Raw genomic sequence first — 22,038 nt, forward strand, 5'->3', positions numbered from 1 at the left:
GCGCAAATCATCCATCTTGACGCGTAAATCCCGCGGATATAGATTTGTCGCATGACCTACTACTTTGTCAGCGACTTGCATGTCGATTTCTATGCGCCGGTAACCCGTATTGTCGCCATACTACGCAAACATTTCGAAGACTACTTTGAACGCCGCTTCTTGCCGGCAGACGCCTGCTGCATCGCGGGCGATATCGCGAACGACTACTTTACTTATGTGGAGTTCCTGAAGTTCATTGCTGAAAAGTACAGCGCGGTTTATGTGTGCTTCGGAAACCACGACATTATCACTGAGCATCTGGGGCGCTTCGGAGCGGACAAGGAATTTGCTACATCCGAAAGTAAAATAAAGTACTTCCTTGCCGAGGCTGGAAAAATCCCGAACATTCAGTTGCTTGAAAACCGCATCGCAGAAGGCGTTGCGGGCTGCATGGGCATGTGCGATTTCAAGTACAAGCATTCGCCTGCCGCATCCGAGATGGCGAACAAAATCCTGTGGGCAACGCGCTGGTTCGACGCTCGTCACTGGAAATATATGCAGAACAACGCCGACAAACTCTGGCGACATTATGACATCGTATTTCGTGAACTTACTGCACAACGCCCGAAAATCATGATGTCGCACTTTCTGCCGCTGGAATTCGAAATGGCGGAACGGTACCGGCAAGACCCCTGCTCGAACTTTTTTTATTTCCACGGGGCGGATTATCTCGAGAACCTGGATGACGGGAGTATTTGGCAGGCAGGCCACACGCACACCGCCATCAAGCGCGAATACACCGACAAGTTCGGCAAAAAACACCTGTTGCTATGCAATCCTGTGGGTTATCCCGACGAGAATCCTTATGCGGAATATGGGCTAAAACGGGAAGATTTCTTGGTGGATGTGGAGTGAAATATGGAAAATAGATTTTCAAACCTGTACAAAACAACTACAAATATTCAAAATTGTAGTCGTTTTCTTGATAATTTTTCAAAGAAATTCGGAATATCTAAACATTTTCCGTATTTCGTTGAAATTTTTCTGGAAAAATGAATCTTTTATGGGTTTTCCTTAACCCGATATAATTCGCTCTTTTAGTTGTTCTTGAAACTTCTGCAAAGTTTTTTGCATTACCTCATAGTCTTCGCTAAAGAAAAACAGCGCATCTTTGATAACATTGCATTTTGCTGTTAAATTATCATAGGCTTTTTTGCACGATTCTTCGTTACTCAAGTCGTAATCTTTTGCAAAACAGTGAACGAGATAATTACGAGTCTCGATAAACTTATTAAATTTAGTCTTTGCTCGACGGTAGCGCCCTTTTGACTGAATTTTATAGTCAAGTTTCAATGCGAACAGATTCTTTTCCTCTGCATTTTCTATATCTTTGTTGCAGCGAGGCGTATAAATTGCATCAAGCATTTCCAGACCAATAGGGCCAAGGGGAGCCTTATCCCCTTTCTGTGGTTGTTCAGAAACTTTCTTTATTTTACCTAAAAGTTCTTCAAGCGTTTTGCCTGCCCAAAAACCACCGATACGTTTATGCATCCAACGGAGTCTAACCTCAATGATGTTGCACACATAAAGCGTTCTACCCAACAATTCAAAAATTTGAGATTGCGTGGGAGTATTTGTTTTTGAAGAATTTTTAGGCATATTACCAACGATTTATTAAATGAGCACTTCAGGATTCATCCAACTGATAATTTCCTGTTCTAGCTTGACCTTATTGTTTAGCATATATGTTGCAATATCAACATATTTTTCAAGTGCAATTAAAGACTCCGCCTTTTTGAAGTCATTTGATTCAAAAGGCTTGGCGTAATTCCGATATTTTTCCAAATTCTCAACATCCATACAATAGGGCTTAAAATCTATTCCCGTCTTTTTCCTAAGATTTTCAAGAATATAAAACCCATCAGGATCAATATCCCCAAAATGGTAATATGAAACATTTTTGCGTTGATTTTGATCAAATATTTTCTTCAATAATATCTGTTTGACACTATTATGATAACCACTCAAATACAAGAAGAATACTTCTGTTCCACATACTCGATTAAAAGAAGTCAAGTTTTCGACAGTCATCACTGATTTGTTGAAAATTTCAATTTTTTCAATATCGCAAACTTCTGTTGAAGGCAAAGCCAAAGCCTTATTTTGCATCACATCTAATATTCGACCGTCAGCAAATTTTATTTTCGCACTTCCTTTGAAATAGATGTAAGAAGGATTTTTATAAACATTTATGATTTCCAAAATTGTGTTATAAATTTCCTTCGCATCCTCTAAACCATCAACAGTTTCATTAAATCTTCTGCTTTCATAGAGAATTTTGCAGACTTTTGTTCGATATGATTTTTCCCACAATTTTGAATCGTGAAGAACTTCAATGGAAAGTTCGCGTTCTAGAATTTCTGGATGATCCGAAAGGATGTAATCAAGCAAATTTATGATATTAGCCGATTCTTCCAAAGGGTATGCGGCCTTTTTATCCGCCTCGATACGACTGATTTGCGTTTTGCAGAAATCGACAATAACAGAATTCTTTGAGAGAAAACTTCTGAAAAAATTAAGCTCTTCTTGTTGTTGAAGTTTTCTTTCTTTTACACCCAGAATATTGCGCACTTTTGGCCAATAATCATCGGTCGTATTGGCTATAATTTTTACAATATGCCGGTCCCTGCTTTCTGTAGAAATCAGGTTTTCAGATTCAAGATTCTTTAATTCTTTTTCAAAATCCTCTATTAAATTTACATCTTCAAAATCATCGTTATATTTGGGATAAACATCTGTCGGCAATATGGAAAACGTCTGACGAACAGAATTTTCGCCTTTATAGGTTTTGCTAGACTCATACTTATGCAAAAGCTTTTCAAGAATCAGTTTTTGGCGACTATTTAAATTCATACTACAGCCTTTTTCAGCCCTTCTTCAGCAATGGTATATTTTCCATCAGAATACAGAGCAACCGTATTATCAATATGGCTGCCAATGCTATCTATTTTTTCAGGTGGAGCGGCATAGAATACCTGGAAGTGATTTTCCTCTAGGAATCGGACCATTTGTTCAATACGTTCCTTAGACAATGCGGAGAACGCTTCGTCTATAAAAGCCAATCGAGCGCAATTTTTATCCTTTGGATAGAATTGCATCAAACTGGCGGCAAGAATGATGAAATAAGGAGTTTGCTTTTCACCTCCACTTGCAGAGCCCTGTTTTTGGGAAAGATTCATTTCTTCACCAGTTTTACGACGAATACTCATATCGTAAACAAAATAATTTCTATAGTCAGAATATTCCATTTCGTCGGAACCCTGTTGCAGAATATCATCTAGAAATTTCTGCACATCCGCATGGAACTTTTCTTGAGAAACCTTTTGTGGGTTGAAAATATCAATGTTGATATAGCTTTCAAGATTGTTGCAAATATCAAAGAAAATCTTTCGATCAGGCCGTTCTTCCATTTTGAATTGGTAATAGTCAATACCAAAAGGAATTTTTTTCAATTCCCTATTGATGATATCGATTTCTTCTTTGGCTTTTTCAATATTTTCTTTTAATTCTGCGATAAAATCGTGGAGAAAAGCAATGCGAAGCTTTTTAGACGCTTCGTCCAGTTTATTCTTTGCCTCATCAAGTTTTGCATTAGCAATGTCAAGATATTCTTCTCGATAAAACGAGATAAAGGCAACGCCACGTTCATTCAGATCCTTTCCAACTAACTTATTGTATTCAAGCTGGATATTCTCTAAAAACTTTTCTTTATCATTCAATTCAAAACCGGCATTTTTTACCGTCTTTTCTGCAATAACGAGTGCATTATTTTGCTGTTTCGTTAACTGATTATACAAATCAAGCATTTCCTGCTCAAGTTCAAAATTCGCATGCACTAATCCGTTATACTCATCCGTTCGACTTTCTATGCTTTGATTCAGATTTTGAATCGACGAATTATTTGTTTCTTGAGCGGTTTCGTTCTTTCCCAATTCTCTGTCAATCCGAGAAAAAGTTTGTTCGAGGGTTTTGACTTTTTCCTCCGCCATTTCAATTTCTTGAATGGCACGAAGCATTTCAGGGCTATTCTTCAAAATATCAATTTCATTGGTTATCTTTCCGAGTAATTCCTTTTGTTGTTGTATTTTTTCAATAGCTTCAAAATCGTATTCTTCGGGGGCCCATTCAATGTTGTCACACAATTGTAGCAAATCTCCCAACACATTTATGTGATCGATAAATTTTTGCAGTTCTTTTTCAGTTTGTTTCCAATTTTGCTGTTTCAACGCAAGCTGCATTTCAATTGCATTTTTACCCAAGTAAGGCACAACATCACTAACTTTCATCATTGTCGCCGCATAGCTTTTGGTCAACATGCCATCCACCATCAAACCGCCTTTAGGATGCTCATGAAGTTCCTCGATACTATTACAAAGATATATCCCATTCAGCAAATAATTCGCATATTTTCGTGCAGCCTTATTTTTTATTTCGAGAATTTCAGCTGCAGAATTTTTTTCAATCTCACTTTCTGGGATTTTATCCGACAAAACTACGTTAGCATTGATAGGATTCTTTTCTTTCAAAATCCTTAAGGCCAATCCGCAATATTCATCGTCAACAATTAAATAAAAACGTTTACGCCCAAGGAAAGTTTCTATGGCCTTACGCCAACTTTCGTCCTTGATTTCTTCCACTAGTTCTGCAAAAAAACGAACATCAGCGTTTATGGAGCGATTTTCAAACTCCGCCTGAATGATGTGTTTGGCGTTTTCTGCATCATGTGGAAATATGATTTTCTTTGCTGATAATTTCTTAATATCACTTTCGATATCCGCAAGATTTTCTCTGCATTTGTCTCGTTTGTCTTCTAAACGAACTTTATCTGCGGCATATCGCGTGCGAACTATTTTGATTTGATTTCCGAATTCAATAAAACGGCTCTGCTTTTCAGAAGGAGCTACGCCCTTTTCGGCTAGATTTTTAAGTACTTTTTGAGACTCGTTTGAAATCTGAATCTCGTCTTCTGTTTGAAGAATTAATTGCGTTATGGCAATCTGAAGTTCTTTTAATTTTCCAATAGAAGTTTCGCATTTTTTGATTTCATCGTTACACTTATTCAATTCTTCATTTTTATCTTTTAGCGAATCACTAAGCGTCCTGTTGGATTCCTTAACTTTTGTAAAATTGTCACGAGCCGCTTCTAATTCTGGTTTGACCTTTTCTTGTTTTTTTTCTAAGTTTCTCTTTTCAAGTTTAAGCGTTTCGGAACGAATCATACGTTGTTCCAAATCCTGCTTGTCTTTTTGAAGGAACTGATAGGAATACATCATCTTACGAATTTTCATGTATTTCAGTTGTTTTTCGTAGGCAGATGTTGCTGCTTCAATTCTTTCCAAAAGTTCCTTACGCTTTTGGTTATTTTCAAGCATCAGAAGAGCTTCGTTATAATGATTTTTTTGTTCTCTCAAAGATTGCAAAGAATTTACATCATTCTGTACAAGTACGGAATCCTTCACAAATTTTTCCACATTCTTTTCAGGCTTAAAGGCCATCATCTTTAAGATTTTTTCAACATATTTTTTAAAGTCGCTATCACCAACACGAAGCCCCAAAGCTCTTACAATCTGAGGTTTTGCTTTATCACGTCCCAGCATTTCTGAAGCTTTTACAGGAACACCCTTTCTAGTGAGATTTCTTCCGCTGGCAACACTTAACTTTCCATTTTCAATAGACCTGAAATTAAAATCATCAATCTTTGCATTCTGGAAGATAAACCATTTAGATTCGGCAGAATCCTGCGCGGAACGAGATTCAATGTTCACGCCAACAACAAAATCGCCTTCTGTAGGGGAATTAAATTCCATTACAATATAACTGACAACCGCATCTTTTCGAAGGTATCGATCAGAACCATTTGTCTTGCGGTCGCCATGAATATACGCATTTACCGTTCTTTCCTTGTCATCTGCAGCACGGTTAAATTGCGTATTAGCAAACAGCAAATAAGACATCGCATCAAGTATTGTAGTTTTCCCAGTACCATTGACTCCCGTAAATAAAGTAGAACTTCCCAATTCAATACAAACATTTTGGAAGCAAGACCAGTTTATCAACAGAAGTTTCTTTGCGGTTTTACGGTATTCCATTATTATTCCTCCTCGCCTTCCGCATCAAAGGCTTCGTCAGTCACATCCTCGCTTTGAGGGCCTGCATTCATCATTCTTTCTCGCACACTCGTAACAAACGTGGCAAATTCAGATTCATCTAAAGCAAATTGAATAGACGGATAAAGAACAATCAAGCGTTCATTGTCAGGTGCATTCCAATTGACAAAGATTAGGTTGTATCTTGCAAAAAGTTGTAACGCAGTTTTTAGATTACTTTTAACGTCAAAAGCGCCCTTGAATTCAAATTTTTCCAATTCAGCATTCAATTCCGGAAAAGTCGTCGTGATTTGCTTGGATAAGGAGCCTGATTGAACCTTATCCATATACAAGGTCCACAAGCAACAGAGAATGATGCTTTGGAATTTATTGAATCTCTGCTTGGAAACAACAACATCGGCACTGTTATTCTGAAGCATCACAACTCCATTGTCCTTCACAACAACATCAAAGCCCATCAAGTTCAAATAATCCGAAAAAAGCCCTTCGTTTGATTTAACAAAGAAGAACATCTTGCGATTATCATCGTCTATGTCTCGAACAATGAAGGTTTCTTTCAAAAGTCGGCGGCAACACTTTTTAAACACCAACTGTTCAGAAGCAGTGAGATCGTCCCACATCTCATTAATTGTTGACATCTTTTTTTGCCCTCCAATGCCGAATCTTAAATTCGTCTGATTCGACAAAATCTTCATCAATTTCTATTAGGTATCCGTTTTCGCGAGCGTATGTTACTGCAGCCATAGACGCAAGAACATCTTTTTTTTCGTTCAGACTAAGATTTAAACTATCTATCTTGCCATTAACGGATTGACTATCCAAGAATTTTTTCATCAGTTCTTTGGAATACGGATTATATGATTCATTCTGCAATTGGCGTTTTTGACGTTCTCGCTCTTCAACGCTCATCTCGATTACATCAGCCTCGATATTCGATTGAATACTTTGGTTTTTGTGAGGATATTGCAAAGATGTTCTATCTACAAATTCATAATCATGAATATGGAAAAGATATTGGATTTCTTCGTCTATCTTATTCAACTTATCTTCATCAAAATTTTGGACTAGATATCGTATAGTTTCTTCTACATTTCCACGGTTATCCTTACCCTTATTTCGAAGAATACGTTCTCGTGCAACCGCAATTTTAATATACGCATTAATTTGATCCTTAATACGTTTCATAATCTTATTGTAATCGTCATGGATAAAGCGTCTGGTACTATCCAGCATCCTTACAACTTTATCTTCTGCTGCGCTTCTGGAACAGCCTTCCTCATCCATAACGCTTTGCGTAAGGGATCCAAAAAATCCGATTCCTTTGAATTCCTCTAATCGCCTAGATATCTTTTCACGATATAGATGGATATTTTGTTGCTGAACAAGGCGCGAATACTCTTTGATAAAGTCACCGTCACAATATTTGATGATATTCTCCGTCAAACTGACCAAGGAACCTTCTCGGAGCATGCCCTCAATGATTTTTTTGATAGAGGTGGCAAGTTTCTTCAGTGCCGAGGAAAGTTTGCGGGCTTCATCATACACTGGCGTCAGAATCAACTTGTAGGGATTCTGTTCCCCCTGGGCCCAATGTTCTAATGTGTTAAAAATAGTATTGATAGAAACGGAAAATTCCAATCGTGTTGGACGCTTCAGTTTTTCAATAAATTGGGCCAATGCTATGCCGTTATCAGGCATAACTATTGTCTTTTCAAGCGTAGTATCATCCGTTTCTTCTTCTAACCATCCAGCTTGAACAAAACGCCTAATAATAAAATTCGCCTTTATATTCCAATCAGACTCTAAACCTAACTCCGTCGCATCTTCGCCTTGAATTTCAATATGATTCTCCAGTAAATACGCGGCTATCGTATCACGAACAATATCTCGAAGGATTCTATATGAAATTTCATTATCAAATAGGTTATAAATTTTCAATAGCAATTCTGAATATACGGCTTGATTTCGGTTCTTGCTACCAAGAATCGTGAAAAAGTCGCCTGGAATTACATTAAAGACACTGTGCATGTTTCTAATATAATCTCTCTTGGCGACAAATAGTGTCATCTGTGGTAGTTTTTACTGGCAGCATTTTACGATTTCTGTAAAATATTTTAGAAAATTGTCTTAAAAACGTGAATTATCCGTTTTCCCAACCATTTTTTATGCGCTTTTGTCTGTTTTTCCAATTTTCCTAATATTTTTGTATATCATGACTAGCACCAGGGATGGTAGCAAAATGTCCCTGTAAATTCTCCATTCCCCGCATTTTGGGGCTGAATCCCCGCTTTTTTGCCTTTTTTACGAAAATTTCCGCGATTGTCATCTTTTGACACTCGAAGAATGTATCTTTATTCGCAGGTACACTCTTTCCAGGAGGCATAATATGAAAAAGAAGCTTTTTCTTCTGATTGTGGCGATATTCCCCGCCCTTGCTATGGCATCGCCTTTCGGTCTAAAGATGGGCATGACGATTAAGGATATTGCCAAGGAGTGCGAAGGCAAACCCGAGTTCGTAAAAAATGATGCCTACCTGATCAAACCAAAGAAAAGTCATCCGTCATTTGAGCATTATATTGTATATGTTGACAAAAATAAGGGCTTATACCAGATTAAAGCAATTTCTTCAGATATCAATACGAATGACTACGGAACGGAATTGCAGACTTCCTTCAACGCCACAAAGGACCGTATTGCAAAGAAATACGGGGAACCTACGATTCGCGATGAAATCGACCCGGGTTCTGTTTTTCATGATGCGAGCTACTGGATGTACACCTTAAAGGGCGGCGCGCGTACTCTGGCTGCCATTTGGGGGCAAGGAGAAAAACTCGATGATAGTCTTGACATGGTTGTCCTTGAATGTTCCGCAAGTGAGCGATCCACCCGCCAGGGCTATTTAGTCCTTTATTATTACTTCAAGAACGCGGAAAAGATTGAAGACGAACAGGATTCGGTGTTCTAGGAAAAGCAATTTGGCAAACAGTGCTTGCCTGATTTGATGAGGCACCAGGAATTAGGGAAAGAGACGCGACTTGCTATTGGAATGCAAAAAATATATATTGTCTTTAAAACAGGAGAATATGTAATGAGAACGCCAAGTAAAGAATTTATGGGGTGCCTAGAAAATAGTGCTGCCTACCAGTATATTCTCCACACGAAAAAGCCTGATTTTTCGAAATTAAACGATATGTGCAAGGAGTTTGAAAAGTCTATCCTTGAAGCGCAAGAAATTGACCGAAAAAAAATAGAGGAGGCTCTCGGCAAATGATCGTTGAGTTTTCCGTTTATGATACTCCAGCTTTTTCCGTAGAACATTTATTTGAGTCCCCAGAAAACCAGATCCTTATAGAAAAATTTAATGTTTCGAACGATGCTCTAGGGCTGGAGGTCTATTTAAAGAAACAGTCTGTCGTGGATGAAACTAACAAGATGAGTAGGACTTATCTTGTCAAGGACAAGGTTACGGGGGAGCTGGTTGGTTATTTTTCGCTCAAAACTGGATTGATAACACTGCAGGTTTTCGAGGATGCTTTTGAATCAATCCCGGCGATTGAACTTGCGAATTTTGCTGTGAATGATGCTTACCGAAGGAACCACCCGGGAATTAAGCGCATAGGGTATTATATTTTTCTCTCTTTTGTTCGCCCCTTGGCAGAATCTGTCGGCAAGCTCATAGGTGTTAATGCCTTGTATATTTATGCGTTGCCTCAAGAGAAATTGATACAGCACTATACGACTATGGGCTTTTCAAGGCTGCCTCCGGAGCAGGAGGCGTTCGTTCAGAACCACGTTAAGCCCAAATACGACGAAAACTGCATTTTCATGTACCAGACATTGTAGTCTTTTTCCCCTTTCCCCTCCTTGTAGAAATGTAAACTTTTTTCTATATTTGCGTTCCTACGGAACGCATTTAGTGCGGCTCGGCAATGCCAACACAAGTGTTGGCGCTGCACTCGCCTTTTACTAAATTTGTGCCCCGAAAATTAAGTTCCGCGCGGTAATGGCCGGCGGAAAGGAGCCAAGATGAGCAAGGATTTGAAGGAAAAAGCTCTCGAATACCATTCCATGGGCAAGCCCGGCAAGATCGAAATCGTGCCGACCAAGCCGCACAGCACCCAGACCGACCTGGGCCTCGCTTACACTCCGGGCGTGGCTGTGCCCTGCCTCGAAATTGAGAAGGACAACAACCTGGCCTACGAATACACGGGCAAGGGCAACCTGGTCGCGGTGATTTCTAACGGCACTGCGGTGCTCGGGCTCGGTGACATCGGCGCTCTCGCGGGCAAGCCGGTGATGGAAGGCAAGGCGCTCCTGTTCAAGATTTACGCGGGCATCGACGTCTTCGACATCGAAATCAACGAGAAGGACCCGAAGAAGTTTATCGAAATCGTGAAGGGTATCGCCCCGACGTTCGGCGGCATCAACCTGGAAGATATCAAGGCTCCGGAATGCTTCGAGATCGAGGACACGCTGAAGGCGGAACTCGACATCCCCGTGATGCACGATGACCAGCACGGTACGGCCATCATTTCTTCGGCGGGTCTCCTGAATGCCATCGAGGTTGCGGGCAAGAGCATCCGCGACGTGAAGATGGTGGTGAACGGTGCCGGCGCTGCCGCCTGCGCCTGCACCCGCTTGTACTTGTCGCTCGGCCTCAGGAAAGAAAACCTGGTGATGTGCGACAGCAAGGGCGTTATCCGCAAGGACCGCAAGGGCTTAACCGAGGCGAAGGCATTCTTTGCCACCGACCGCACCGACATCGAGACTCTTGAAGATGCCATGAAGGGCGCCGACGTGTTCGTTGGTCTTTCCAAGGGCAACATTCTGACCCGCGAGATGGTGCGCAGCATGGCCGACCAGCCGATTGTCTTCGCGCTGGCGAACCCGACTCCCGAAATCAGCTATGAAGAGGCGATGGCGAGCCGTGGCGACCTGATTTTTGCGACGGGCCGCAGCGACTACCCGAACCAGGTGAACAACGTCATCGGTTTCCCGTACATTTTCCGCGGGGCGCTGGACGTGCGCGCGACCTGCATCAACGAGCACATGAAGCATGCGGCCGTGCGTGCGATTGCCGCTCTTGCGCACCAGCCGGTGCCCGACGTGGTGAACATTGCCTACAACGCGCAGCGCTTTACCTTCGGCAAGGAATACTTGATTCCGAAGCCGCTTGACCCGCGCCTGCTTACGGAAGTTTCTATCGCCGTCGCGAAGGCTGCCATCGAGAGCGGTGTGGCCCGCAAGCCGATTACCGACTGGGACGCTTACTACGACAGGCTCCGCGACATGATGGGCTACGACAACAAGCTTATCCGCCAGTTCAGCGATACCGCCCGCAGCAACCCGAAGCGCGTGGTGTTCGCCGAGAGCAACCTGAACATGCTCAAGGCTGCCGTGCAGGCAAAGGTGGAAGGCGTTGCATACCCGATTGTGCTCGGCAACCCGGAACGCATCCAGATTATCGCCCAGCGCGAACAGCTCGACCTTACGGGCATCAAGATTGTGAACCCGCGCTCGCCCGAGGAATTCGAACGCCGCCGCAAGTACGCGACGATTTACGCCGAGGAGAACGGCCGCAACGGCGTGACGCTCGACGAGGCCCGCGACGACATGTTCGAACCGAACCACTTCGGCATGATGATGGTCAAGACGGGCGATGCCGACGCGTTCATTACGGGCGGCTACTCCAAGTACAGCGAGACGATTGAACTTGCGAAGGAAATCATCGGCATCCGCGAGGAATACAAGCACTTCGGTGCAATGCATATCCTGAGCACGCGCAAGGGAACGTTCTTCCTGGCCGATACGCTCGTGAACCGCGACCCCGATGCCGAAACGCTCGTGGATGTCGTGAAGCTCACGCACGACGCGGTGCGGTTCTTCGCTCACGAGCCGGTGATGGCGATGCTCAGCTACGCGAACTTCGGCAGTGACAAGGAAGCGGCCCGCGGTACGGCAAACAAGGCCCGCGATGCGGTGAAGATGATTCACGAGCAGTTCCCGGACTACATGATCGATGGCGAAATGCAGGTGAACGTGGCGCTCGACAAGCAGCTGCGCGATACCAAGTACCCGTTCAACAAGCTCAAGGGCCAGACGGTCAACACGCTTATTTTCCCGTGCCTCTCTTCTGCAAATACGACCTGCAAGATGCTCCTCGAGATGGGCGTGGGCGAATCCATCGGCCCCGTGCAGATGGGCCTGAACAAGCCGGTGCATTTCACCGACTCTGACGCCTCCGTGCACGATATCTTCAACCTGACGGTCGCCGCCGTAATCGACGCGATTGTGCAGGAGAAGAAGGACGAGGAAAAGAGCCGCAAGAAGTTCGACAAGATGTGGTAATCACGTCTTGTAATGCTGAAAATACGACAAAAGGCGCCGCGAGTGAATCGCGGCGTCTGTCTTTTTGTGAATAGAATGATTGCGGGTGGGGTGATAAAGCGTTTTTGCAAACGAAATTGGCAAGTGTAATGATATTAAATTGTTTGTAAAATTAAACATAAGCAGATGTGTTGTTGAGGTCGTTTTATTCTTAATAAATTGTATAAAGCGTTATAAACAAAATAACGTAACGGTTGATGTTTTGTGAATAAACTATGGAATGGTGATTTTTTGCATTTACTTTTTTATTACTTTTTTGTGTTTTTTTAATAAATTATTTAGACAAATTTGTATGTAAGAACTATATTTCGGGGTTGAGTGATATAATTGGGTTTAGATGCCGTTGTATTACTTTTATTTAAATTGTTTCTCTCAAAAAAGAAGGATAAGTATGAGAACAACAAAATTGAATGGCATAATGCTTGCTATGGTGCTTGCTGGGCAGGTGCATGCTATTTCGGTAGATTTCTATGACGAACAGCAAAATAACTCGTCTATGACGGGGATTCGTCTTAGGGTTAACAATGATTCGAACGCTCCGATTGCGAATGCAAAGGTCCGTTACTACTTCCACAGGTCTTCTTCGGCTCCGTATGCTGTTGATAGCTACTATATTGCCGGTGCAACAATGACTGTGAACGACGTGAATTCCGAACTCGCGTACGTTGAACTGTCGGTGCCGTCTGTTCCTGTGGGATACTATCCGGATATGGCCGGTTTTAGTTTGGCACTCCATGATGAATCCTGGGGTGCCTGGAATAAGGGCTTGGATTACAGCTATCAGCTGACATCAACGATGCTCGAGAATGCTAAGGTTGTCCTGCTTTCGGGCGACGATGTGATTTTCGGTGAGGCACCCGATGCAGTTGTTGTCCCTGAAACGGGAAAACTCAAGATTTCTGGCATCAGGTTCTCTGAAAATGCTTGGATTGAAATCAAGAACGTCGGTAATGTAGATGCTGTTCTGGCTGATCACCAACTTGTCAATACGAACGGTGATGTGTTTGCGCTTGGAACAGGAACCCTTGCTGCAGGCGAAGTCCTTCGTGTTTGCGAAAATCAGGCCGCATGTGCTAACTTCACAAACGCTCTTGTTGTCCCGAATTTCGGCTGGGATGACGTTGGTGAAGCTATCCTGAAGAAGGATGCTTCTATGGTTTCGTATGTCGCTTGGGGTGAAGCTGGCGCAAACGCCTCCGATGCTAGCAATGCTGGCCTGTGGAATGACCCGATGGATTATTTCCACGCCGAGGAACAGGCGCAGGTTTATGGGGTGAGCTATACCAAAAATACGTTCTTCCGTCTCAAGGCCAAAAAGTCTGGAGCAAAGATAGAAGACTGGTTTAGCTTTACGAGCAACGACAACCCTGTGGAATCGGCTTCGTCTCCGAATCCCATCAAGCTGTCTGCCAATAAGCCAGTTATTAAGTATATCCCTGGTGATAACGGTATCCTCTTTAGCTGGGTGCCTGTAGAGAATACGGAATCGTACAGAATTGTCATTTTCGATGCGAATCAGAATGTTGTTTACGATGAAGTGACTCAGGAAACCGCAGTGTCCGTGCCTCTTGCTCAAGGTAATTATTCATGGGCTGTCTATGGCAGTGATTCGTTTGATGATGATTCTCGTTGCCCTGAAGTGAATGGAGCGATTAGTTGCCATATCTTAGAACATATAGGGATCGAACAAGCTAATATCAATACCAACATTTATAAAAAGTTGGATGTCGAAAAAATTGCTGCAAGGCGTGATACGAGGTTGCTTGATTTGGCTTGGTTGAATGATACTCCCAAACATTCTTGGGATAAGCCTAATCTTGATGCAGTGAATTACGATACCCATGAAGCGAATAGGTGCTGGGCTGTCGCGATTGAGCTGATGAACCACTACTATGGTGGAAATCTGACTCAAGACGAAATTGTTTTCAAGGCGAAATTTAAGAAAGATGAACCATTGCTGTCTGCTCTTGATATGGATGGTGGCAAAATGGCTGTTGATCCTGTAACGAAGCAATTGATTCTTGATCCGGTGAGCGGAGATCCGATTGGTGATCTCCCTGAAACAATGAAGTGGGCTTTGAAGGTGAATCGTTTGAACTATGGTGCAGGAGCCCCGTCCTATGCGACTGTGAAAAATGCGATTGATAATAACAAATTAGTCTATGTTGGTATTCCTCAACATGCGATGGTAATCTATGGTTATGTTGGGGATGCAAGTAACTATGCGTTCTATTATGCATTTGTTTCGAATAATGGAGACTTTGGTAATTCCTTGTACAAGGATACCCCGATTACGGAATACTTTATCCCGGATGTCCAATATGGAAATGTGCAAATGTCCGATTACCGCGTCGGCTATGATTCTGACGGCGATGGTATCACGAATTTTGATGAAGCGGTGAGGTTTGAGACGGATCCGAGCAGCGCTGATACGGATAATGACGGTATCGAAGACAAGAGGGAAATATTCAAATATACGTGGAAGGCGAATGACTATTGCTCCAATTGTGGTCCTTTGAGTGATATTCAAGCCACGGCAGACAAGAACAAGAATGATGTTCGTGCAGAGCGTGATCCGGACGATGATGGCGACGGGATTGAAGATGGCCTGAAGGGTAAAGATATGGTGATTACGATGGACGTTCCGGGTGATTACACCATTTTCGGACGCGAATACGTGACCATCAATGACAATGCAAAGTGCTATGATACCCCGTACGAGAGTAATTCTTATTGCAGTCTGGCTTCTGGCGACGAGAATAAGTTTGCGTACAATATCTCGTACAGGCCGATTACCATTGGCGCTCGCGCTCATGTCGGCAATGTTGATTTCTATAATATGCCGTTCAACTCGGCGTTCCCGGGAGAACACAGGACGTCTATGTTGCGCAATTCCTCTGTTGTTCATGGTGACGTGAACATATATGGCGTATCTATCGAGTATCTGAATCAGCATAGGGAGGAATATAAGGCTATTGGCGATATGGATGCATTCCTCAATACGGTTGATCCGACGGAATACCTTTCCAGGCAGAATAATGCTGTGGTTGAAGGCTCCGTGAATATGAAGAAGCAAAGTGATTGGAAGCAAGAATACACCTACGCATATTCTAGCGATATGCCCGAGATTCCTGATTCTAAGGTGAAGGTTGTCCGTAATGGCGAAACCTACCACCTGAAGGATGGCGACGAGTTCTACACCCTCCGTGTGGAAAGCGGTGCTACCCTGATTGTCGAACCGGGTGAAATGTTTGTTTCCCACTTGCTCCAGATTGAACCGAATTCTAACATCCGTTTTGCCGAGCCGGGCAAGGGCACCGTTCTCCATACGAACGGAAGCATCATCTGGCGCAGCTACAACAGCGAGCCCGCAAGCAATACCCAGTACTGGACGAACGTGGCCAAGGGCTTCAAACTGGCTCACCATTCTTCTAAGGCTGTTTATTTTGAAGGCATGTGGGCCGGAACCATCTTTGCTCCGAAGTCAAAGATTATCATGGGCCAGACTGTCAAGACTATTTATGGCCGTATCCTTGGTCGTGATGTTGTTGTCCATCAGTTTGCGAAAATCTTCCGCGTTGATTTTGCTCCGACTGACGTGATGCAGATTGCTTACCTTGCGGATTAATTATAGGAGGAATTTATCATGAATACATTAGTAAAAATTGCTACCGTATCGTCCTTTCTCGCCGCAGCCGCTTTTGCGGAAGAATCCTTTGGCGGCATCGGCGTGGTTTACCGCCTTGCAGGTGACGGAGCCGAAATCCAGGAAGTGATTCCGGGCTCTCCTGCCGCAGAGACCAAGATTCAGGCTGGAGATGTGATTGTCGCTGTTGATGGCGAATCTATTGCCGGCAAGAAGTCTGCAGCGGTCAAGGCTGCCCTTCGCGGAATAGAGAACAAGCCCGTTGTGCTCACCTACGTAAGCGAAGGCGACACGCTCATGGAAACGCTCCGTCGCGTGAAGCTCACGGTCAAGGATCTGAATTCTGTGGCCGAAGCGGAACAGGCCGACAAGAAACTGCTCGCTGTCCTCGAAAACGGCAAGGTAATCGGTGATTCGGATGCCACTTCGGATGCGATCCTCGAAGGTGTCTATGTCGATAACCTTCAGATTCCTGCCCAGAGCGAGGACAAGCAGGTGAAAGAAGGGACGGCCAAGCTTAGCTACTTTACGCGTAGCGTAATCCGCGTCAAGCTTGAATACGCCGGAGCCTTCACGGTGTCTGTGGCAGATTCAAAGGGCAATGTTCTCTGGTCGTCCGAAGAGACGGCTGGCCACGCTGGCGTAAATACCATCGTCTGGGACGGCTCCCTGATTCCGGATGGTCGTTACGTTGTTTCCGTCGAACATAACGGAACGGTCAGCGGCAAGAACATCTTGCTTAAGTAGTTGTTTATTCCATTGGGGTTAGTAAATATCCCCCGCGGCGTTCGCTGCGGGGGATTTCCACACATCCAAAGGATTTTTGCCTGGCTAGAACACTCCAACCTTGCCAGGCAATAAATTTACTTCAGAATGACCTTCTGCACGAGCTGCTGGCTGCCCTGGCGAACGATGAGCATCGCCACGCCGCGGTAGGTGCTGCGCAGTTCAACTGCGTTCGCGCCCTTGCTTGTGCTGAAGCTCTGCTGAGCGATGACTTCGCCCTTGGTGTTCAGGAGCATCGCCTTGGCCATGCCGGCGGAGGTGGTGCTGAACGAGGCGGTCACGAGGCCCGGCTGCACGTTCACGAACATCTTGGACGTTGCGGCGACTGCTACGGGCTTGATGGCGCTGGTGCCGCTGATGGGGACGACCTTGGCGGTTGCGATACCTTCGGCCTGCGGCTTCTTGTCGAAGTCGTCAATGATTTCGGTAGAACCGTCGGCCTTGATGCCCTTGATGTAGTCAAAGACGATGGTGCCGGTGACCTGCGTGCCGTAGAGGTTCAGGCCGATGGCGTTTGCGGAGTTGAGGTCGGTCGGCTTGGTGCGGAAGTCATCCCACTTGATCTGGAAGGTCTGGAACTTGGATCCGTCGAGTTCCTTGTCGGCCTGTTCCATAACAGGCGCGTCGAACCATGCCCAGCTGCTGCCGGTCATCATGAAGAGGTCCATGGAGGTCCAGCCGTATTCGCCGCAGCCGTCGCTTGCGCCGGTGCAACCGCCCGCGGTGGTGACGGAGCCCTTCAGGCTGATTTCGATGCCGACATACTTGGAAAGGTCGGTGTTCGAACCGGAAAGGTTGATACGGAGCGTACCCACTTCGCTGGAGTCGGAGGTTAAGGTTTTGTAGGTGAGCTCGGCACCCTTGCCTTCGCCTTCAGGAATGTCGGGGTTCTGGGTGACAATGGAATCAATGCTGTTGCCCGGGAGAGCTGCCAGGCCGTATGCTTCACGCATGGCGTTCAAAGTTTCAAAGTCGGTAATGTCGCCCACGTTGCCGCCGAACTTGTTCACCTGGCGGCGGATAATGGTGAAGTTGCCGTCGCCTTCGTCACCGGTATCCCACACGCAAGGAACGAGACCGTTCTTCTTGGCTGCGGCGACTGTGTAGCCGTACCAGGCGGCACGTGCCTTCAGGTGGGCCTTCAGGTTGTCGCCGGTGAGGGAGAAACGCTTGACTGCGCCCATTTCGCCAATCACGACCGGGATTCCCTTGTCGTAGAAACGGCTCTTGAGTCCGCCGAACAGCTGGTCGATGGAACTCTTGGAGCCGAGTGCGGAGCCGGAACAGGTGTGTGCTGCGTCATTGCCCGGAGTCTGGTCTTCCCAGTAGTAGAACATCTTGCCCCAGTCTTCGTCACCGCCGGTCATCAGGGAGAACTGATACGGGTAGAAGTGGACTTCGGCCATGGTGTAGCCGTCGCCTGCCGGGTCGGTCGGATATATGGATGCGAGAAGCGGAGACTTGTCAATTTCGGTACGCGGGGCCTGCACGACCACGATACGGGTGGCGTTGTTGCCGCCGGTAGAGCGCACGGCCTTGAGGCATGCTTCGTGATAGCTCTTGAGAACCTGCATACGGGTTTCGTCAAATGCCCACTGGCCGTTGTCCGCACCGCCGTTCCACGGGTCGTTCACGCCCGGTTCGTTGGCAGAGGCAAAAATCAGGTGTTCGTCGTAGGCGGCGAATTTGGTGGCGATCTGCTTCCAGTAGCTTTCCTGCTTGGCGGCAACTGTTGCTGCAGAAATAGTCACTTCGCCAGTCTTGTCGAAGCCCTTGCCGTCGAACACGTGGTCTTCGAGCCAGCCGCCATCCCAGTGGCTGTTCAAGATGGCGTACATGCCGTTGTTGATGACGAGGTCGACGACGGTCTTGACGGAATCGAGCCAGCCGGCGTTAATGGTGCCGTTAGAAGCGTGGCTGTCCCACGCGCAGGGGATGCGCACGGTATTGAAACCGGCATCCTTGATGGCCTTCACGTAGGCGGCGTCCGGGAAGGGGTTGCCCCAGTCGGTCGGGTTCTTGGGTACTTCCATGGTATTGCCGATGTTGTAGCCGAGACCCATGTCGGGGTAAATCTCGGTCGCCTTGGGGAGGGCGAACGCTGCCGTGCTGGCGAGAGAGAGCGCGCCGAACACGATTCCAAACTTTCCGATACCAAACATTTTGACTCCTTATATGGTATGTGCGGGCATGGCTTGCCCAGCTATTGTTTTCCTTGAAATTAGATTCTGTGGGTGCGTTTTAAAAGAAAAATGTGCATCCGCACGTTTTTTGCGGTGTAGAACACTCAACGGGGCGTTCAAGGCTTAAATTGCCGTTTCTGGTCGAAAATCGGCAATTTTGCCAAAAAAATTATTTCACCTGCACACGGAGTGTCTGCGAACCGCTACGGGCGATATACACGCCCTGACGGAGCCCGCGCAGGTCCATTTCGCTATGGCCACTTGCGATTTTCGCGCTGGACACACGCACCATGTTGCCGTTCAGGTCGAACAGGCGGATGGCTGCGTTCGAGCGGAGCGTGCTTCCGTCGCGTACGAGATTCGCGTTGACGTGACTGCCCGCGAGAACGTCTGGCGATATTCCTGTCCAGCCGCATTCCGGAATCATCGCATCGCAGGGGGGGATTCCCGAACTGCTCGAAACAGGCGCGATTGCGGAACTGCTCGACGGCGGAGTGACTGTGCTGCTGCTCGATGTCGGCACCGTGCCACCGCCGGTAATGAAGTCTTCCACGTGCGTCACGCCCGTGTTCACATAGTTGCCGAGGTTATACACGCTGCGCATCGCGTTGATGACGTCGGTTTCGAGCACCTTGCCCACAGGGCTGCTCTGGCGACGGATGTATGCCATGTTGTCGTAGCCGGAATTGCTCTCGTTGCCCATGTCCCAAAGAATCGGAGTAAGGCCGTACTGCTTTGCTGCAGAAACCACGTCCTTGTGCCACTGCACGCGGCCCTGTTTGTGGAGGTTCAAGTCTGAACCGCTAAGTTCCGGAGAACGAACGTTTGCACCGAATTCACCGACAATCACCGGATAGCCCTTGTCCACGTAATTCGTCTTCATCTTGGCGAACTGTTCCTGCGGATGGGTGATGCTTGCAAGTTTGGAATCGATGGTGCCTGCCCACGCATTGTAGCCCGCGTTGCGCTTGGGCTCGCTTGCCTTCTGGTAATTACCGTAGTAGTACTGCGGCATAATGGGCTCGCTCGCACCCCAGTTCTGTTCGCTGGTCATGAGCGTGTACTGGTACGGGTCGTAGTAGTGTACCTCGAACATCAGGTAGCCCGTTACTTTGTCCTTAGGGAACGTGCTTACGGGAGCGTTCGCGACGGACTTGTCGATGTCGGTGTTCAGGCCCTGAATAATCAAGGTGCGTGTTTCGTTGTTCCCGCCGGTGGCGCGCACTGCGTCGATAAACGTCTGGTAGTAGTGCATCAGCGTGCTTACGTGCTGGGCCGTCCAGGGGTCCACATTCGGGCCGGGTTCGTTTGCGCCCGCGAAAATCAAGCGCTCGTTGTAGTTCTTGAATTTGTTCGCAATCTGCGTCCAGTACGTCTTCATCTTGTTGTCAACAGTCGAGTTGACGCTCGTGCCGATGTTTGTCTGGAACCAGCCGCCTTCACCCTCGTGGTGGATGTTCAAAATCGTGTAGAGGCCCGCGCGCATCGCATAGTCGACGACCGTCTTCACGGAATCGAGCCAGGTTTCTGTGACCTTGCCGCCGCTCGTGTGGCTGTCCCAGGCGCAGGGAATGCGTACCGTGTTGAAGCCTGCCGCCTTGACGGAATCAAGCAATGCCTGCGTGGGGAAGGGGTTGCCCCATGCGGTCGGGTTGTTCGGCACTTCCATTGAGTTGCCGATGTTGAACCCCATGCCCATGTTGGCCTGGACCTGCTTTGCGGTGGGGAGCGCCGCCGTTGCAGAGATTGCGCCCGCGATGGCGAAAATGGCTGTTTTTGCGAGAATTTGCTTCATTTGGATTCCTCTGAAAGTAACCCTAATACCACTACACGCCTCAAATGTATATTGAAAATGGCAGGAGTGCGCGAAAAATTGACGGCCCTGCCCAAATACTATTGAACGATTTGCAACAAAGTGTAAATGGAAATTTACGGTTGCAGGTGAAAAATTGGTTTTTTTCGCTCAAAAAGCGATATTTCAACTTGGAGCGGCGGGCTGCAACTTCTATATTATCCCCAAATAATTGGAGAATCGCATGAAACGATCCATTGTCATTACCGGCGGCGCTGGCTTTATCGGAAGCCACGTGGTTCGCCTGTTCGTGAACAAGTACCCGGAATACAAGATTATCAACCTCGATAAGCTTACCTATGCGGGCAACCTCGCGAACCTCAAGGATATCGAGAACAAGCCGAACTACAAGTTCGTGAAGATGGACATCTGCGACTTCGACGCGTTCTACAAGCTTATGCAGGACGAACATGTAGACGGTATCATCCACCTGGCGGCAGAAAGCCACGTGGACCGCTCCATCAAGGACCCGTTCACGTTTGCCAAGACGAACGTCATGGGAACTTTGAGCCTGCTTCAGGCTGCGAAGCTCTACTGGGAATCATTGCCCGAAAAGTACGAGGGCAAGCGCTTCTACCACATTTCGACCGATGAAGTCTATGGCGCCCTCAAGATGAACCACCCCGAAGGCATCACGCCCCCGTTCACCACGACGGCCTCCAGCTCGGAACACCACCTGGCCTATGGCGATGACTTCTTCTACGAAACCACGAAGTACACGCCGCACTCTCCGTATTCCGCTAGTAAGGCCGGTTCCGACCATTTTGTTCGCGCCTTCCACGACACTTACGGCATGCCGACGATTGTCACGAACTGCAGCAACAACTACGGTCCGTACCAGTTCCCCGAAAAGCTCATCCCGCTGTTCATCAATAACATCCGCCACAAAAAGCCGCTTCCGGTTTACGGCAAGGGCGAGAACGTGCGCGACTGGCTCTTCGTGGAAGACCACGCCCGCGCTATCGACGTGATTTTCCATAACGGGAAGATTGCCGAGACGTACAACATCGGCGGTTTCAACGAATGGAAGAACATCGA

15 protein-coding genes are annotated in these 22,038 nt (G+C 46.3%); 8 read left to right on the forward strand and 7 right to left on the reverse strand.

Features of this window, described 5'->3' with window-relative positions; translation table 11 throughout:
• Window positions 1-51: 51 nt before the first annotated feature.
• Window positions 52-894, forward strand: a complete 843-nt coding sequence (locus tag B2310_RS00625) for a metallophosphoesterase (RefSeq protein WP_290727926.1) — start codon at window positions 52-54, stop codon at window positions 892-894.
• Window positions 895-1,053: 159 nt separating this feature from the next.
• Here B2310_RS00625 and B2310_RS00630 read toward each other — a convergent pair whose 3' ends face one another.
• The 5 genes from B2310_RS00630 to B2310_RS00650 are packed head-to-tail and all read right to left on the reverse strand — an operon-like array spanning window position 1,054 to window position 8,174.
• Entirely contained in the window at window positions 1,054-1,638 is a 585-nt protein-coding gene (locus tag B2310_RS00630) for a hypothetical protein (protein ID WP_290727928.1), read from the reverse strand.
• A gap of 15 nt (window positions 1,639-1,653) precedes the next feature.
• Complete coding sequence (locus tag B2310_RS00635) at window positions 1,654-2,892, reverse strand: Wadjet anti-phage system protein JetD domain-containing protein (protein WP_290727930.1); 1,239 nt, start codon at window positions 2,890-2,892, stop codon at window positions 1,654-1,656.
• Complete coding sequence (locus B2310_RS00640) at window positions 2,889-6,128, reverse strand: SbcC/MukB-like Walker B domain-containing protein (RefSeq protein ID WP_290727932.1); 3,240 nt, start codon at window positions 6,126-6,128, stop codon at window positions 2,889-2,891. The genes B2310_RS00635 and B2310_RS00640 overlap by 4 nt, the downstream gene beginning before the upstream one ends.
• A gap of 2 nt (window positions 6,129-6,130) precedes the next feature.
• On the reverse strand, window positions 6,131-6,784 hold the full coding sequence (locus B2310_RS00645) for a DUF4194 domain-containing protein (protein WP_290727934.1): 654 nt from the start codon (window positions 6,782-6,784) through the stop codon (window positions 6,131-6,133).
• Entirely contained in the window at window positions 6,771-8,174 is a 1,404-nt protein-coding gene (locus B2310_RS00650) for a Wadjet anti-phage system protein JetA family protein (RefSeq protein ID WP_290727936.1), read from the reverse strand. Before B2310_RS00650 ends, B2310_RS00645 begins: the two co-directional genes overlap by 14 nt.
• A 358-nt stretch (window positions 8,175-8,532) precedes the next feature.
• On the opposite strand from B2310_RS00650, the gene B2310_RS00655 reads away from it, so the two are divergent.
• From B2310_RS00655 to B2310_RS00680, 6 genes are all read left to right on the forward strand, one after another.
• Window positions 8,533-9,111 carry a hypothetical protein gene (locus B2310_RS00655; RefSeq protein ID WP_290727938.1) on the forward strand — a complete coding sequence of 193 codons (579 nt, stop codon included), beginning with the start codon at window positions 8,533-8,535 and terminating at the stop codon, window positions 9,109-9,111.
• 24 nt (window positions 9,112-9,135) lie between these two features.
• Window positions 9,136-9,417 (forward strand): hypothetical protein, encoded by a 282-nt coding sequence (locus B2310_RS00660; RefSeq protein WP_290727940.1) that lies wholly within the window; start codon window positions 9,136-9,138, stop codon window positions 9,415-9,417.
• Entirely contained in the window at window positions 9,414-9,989 is a 576-nt protein-coding gene (locus B2310_RS00665; RefSeq protein ID WP_290725125.1) for a hypothetical protein, read from the forward strand. Before B2310_RS00660 ends, B2310_RS00665 begins: the two co-directional genes overlap by 4 nt.
• Window positions 9,990-10,172: 183 nt before the next feature.
• The gene (locus B2310_RS00670; RefSeq protein WP_290727942.1) at window positions 10,173-12,494 is read left to right on the forward strand and encodes an NADP-dependent malic enzyme; all 2,322 of its coding nucleotides are present in this window, start codon (window positions 10,173-10,175) and stop codon (window positions 12,492-12,494) included.
• A gap of 430 nt (window positions 12,495-12,924) precedes the next feature.
• On the forward strand, window positions 12,925-16,161 hold the full coding sequence (locus B2310_RS00675; RefSeq protein WP_290727944.1) for a hypothetical protein: 3,237 nt from the start codon (window positions 12,925-12,927) through the stop codon (window positions 16,159-16,161).
• Window positions 16,162-16,179: 18 nt separating this feature from the next.
• On the forward strand, window positions 16,180-16,926 hold the full coding sequence (locus tag B2310_RS00680) for a PDZ domain-containing protein (protein WP_173382170.1): 747 nt from the start codon (window positions 16,180-16,182) through the stop codon (window positions 16,924-16,926).
• Between the two features lie 116 nt (window positions 16,927-17,042).
• On the opposite strand, the gene B2310_RS00685 is transcribed toward B2310_RS00680, so the two are convergent.
• On the reverse strand, window positions 17,043-19,127 hold the full coding sequence (locus B2310_RS00685) for a glycoside hydrolase family 5 protein (RefSeq protein ID WP_290727947.1): 2,085 nt from the start codon (window positions 19,125-19,127) through the stop codon (window positions 17,043-17,045).
• A gap of 190 nt (window positions 19,128-19,317) precedes the next feature.
• A complete protein-coding gene (locus B2310_RS00690; RefSeq protein WP_290727949.1) occupies window positions 19,318-20,943 on the reverse strand; it encodes a cellulase family glycosylhydrolase in 1,626 nt (541 codons plus the stop codon).
• A 241-nt stretch (window positions 20,944-21,184) separates the two neighbouring features.
• Between B2310_RS00690 and B2310_RS00695 the strand changes: the two genes are divergently transcribed.
• A partial coding sequence (locus tag B2310_RS00695) for a dTDP-glucose 4,6-dehydratase (protein ID WP_290727950.1) occupies window positions 21,185-22,038 on the forward strand: 854 nt, incomplete at its 3' end.

The sequence above is a fragment of the Fibrobacter sp. UBA3629 genome, from assembly GCF_002374005.1.
Lineage (GTDB): Bacteria > Fibrobacterota > Fibrobacteria > Fibrobacterales > Fibrobacteraceae > Fibrobacter.

Coding starts and splice junctions, on each gene's coding strand:
- B2310_RS00675 (WP_290727944.1), top strand. CDS start 12,925: ATGAGAACAACAAAATTGAATGGCATAATGCTTGCTATGGTGCTTGCT.
- B2310_RS00625 (WP_290727926.1), top strand. CDS start 52: ATGACCTACTACTTTGTCAGCGACTTGCATGTCGATTTCTATGCGCCG.
- B2310_RS00680 (WP_173382170.1), top strand. CDS start 16,180: ATGAATACATTAGTAAAAATTGCTACCGTATCGTCCTTTCTCGCCGCA.
- B2310_RS00640 (WP_290727932.1), bottom strand. CDS start 6,128: ATGGAATACCGTAAAACCGCAAAGAAACTTCTGTTGATAAACTGGTCT.
- B2310_RS00690 (WP_290727949.1), bottom strand. CDS start 20,943: ATGAAGCAAATTCTCGCAAAAACAGCCATTTTCGCCATCGCGGGCGCA.
- B2310_RS00670 (WP_290727942.1), top strand. CDS start 10,173: ATGAGCAAGGATTTGAAGGAAAAAGCTCTCGAATACCATTCCATGGGC.
- B2310_RS00650 (WP_290727936.1), bottom strand. CDS start 8,174: ATGCACAGTGTCTTTAATGTAATTCCAGGCGACTTTTTCACGATTCTT.
- B2310_RS00630 (WP_290727928.1), bottom strand. CDS start 1,638: ATGCCTAAAAATTCTTCAAAAACAAATACTCCCACGCAATCTCAAATT.
- B2310_RS00685 (WP_290727947.1), bottom strand. CDS start 19,127: ATGTTTGGTATCGGAAAGTTTGGAATCGTGTTCGGCGCGCTCTCTCTC.
- B2310_RS00665 (WP_290725125.1), top strand. CDS start 9,414: ATGATCGTTGAGTTTTCCGTTTATGATACTCCAGCTTTTTCCGTAGAA.
- B2310_RS00635 (WP_290727930.1), bottom strand. CDS start 2,892: ATGAATTTAAATAGTCGCCAAAAACTGATTCTTGAAAAGCTTTTGCAT.
- B2310_RS00655 (WP_290727938.1), top strand. CDS start 8,533: ATGAAAAAGAAGCTTTTTCTTCTGATTGTGGCGATATTCCCCGCCCTT.
- B2310_RS00645 (WP_290727934.1), bottom strand. CDS start 6,784: ATGTCAACAATTAATGAGATGTGGGACGATCTCACTGCTTCTGAACAG.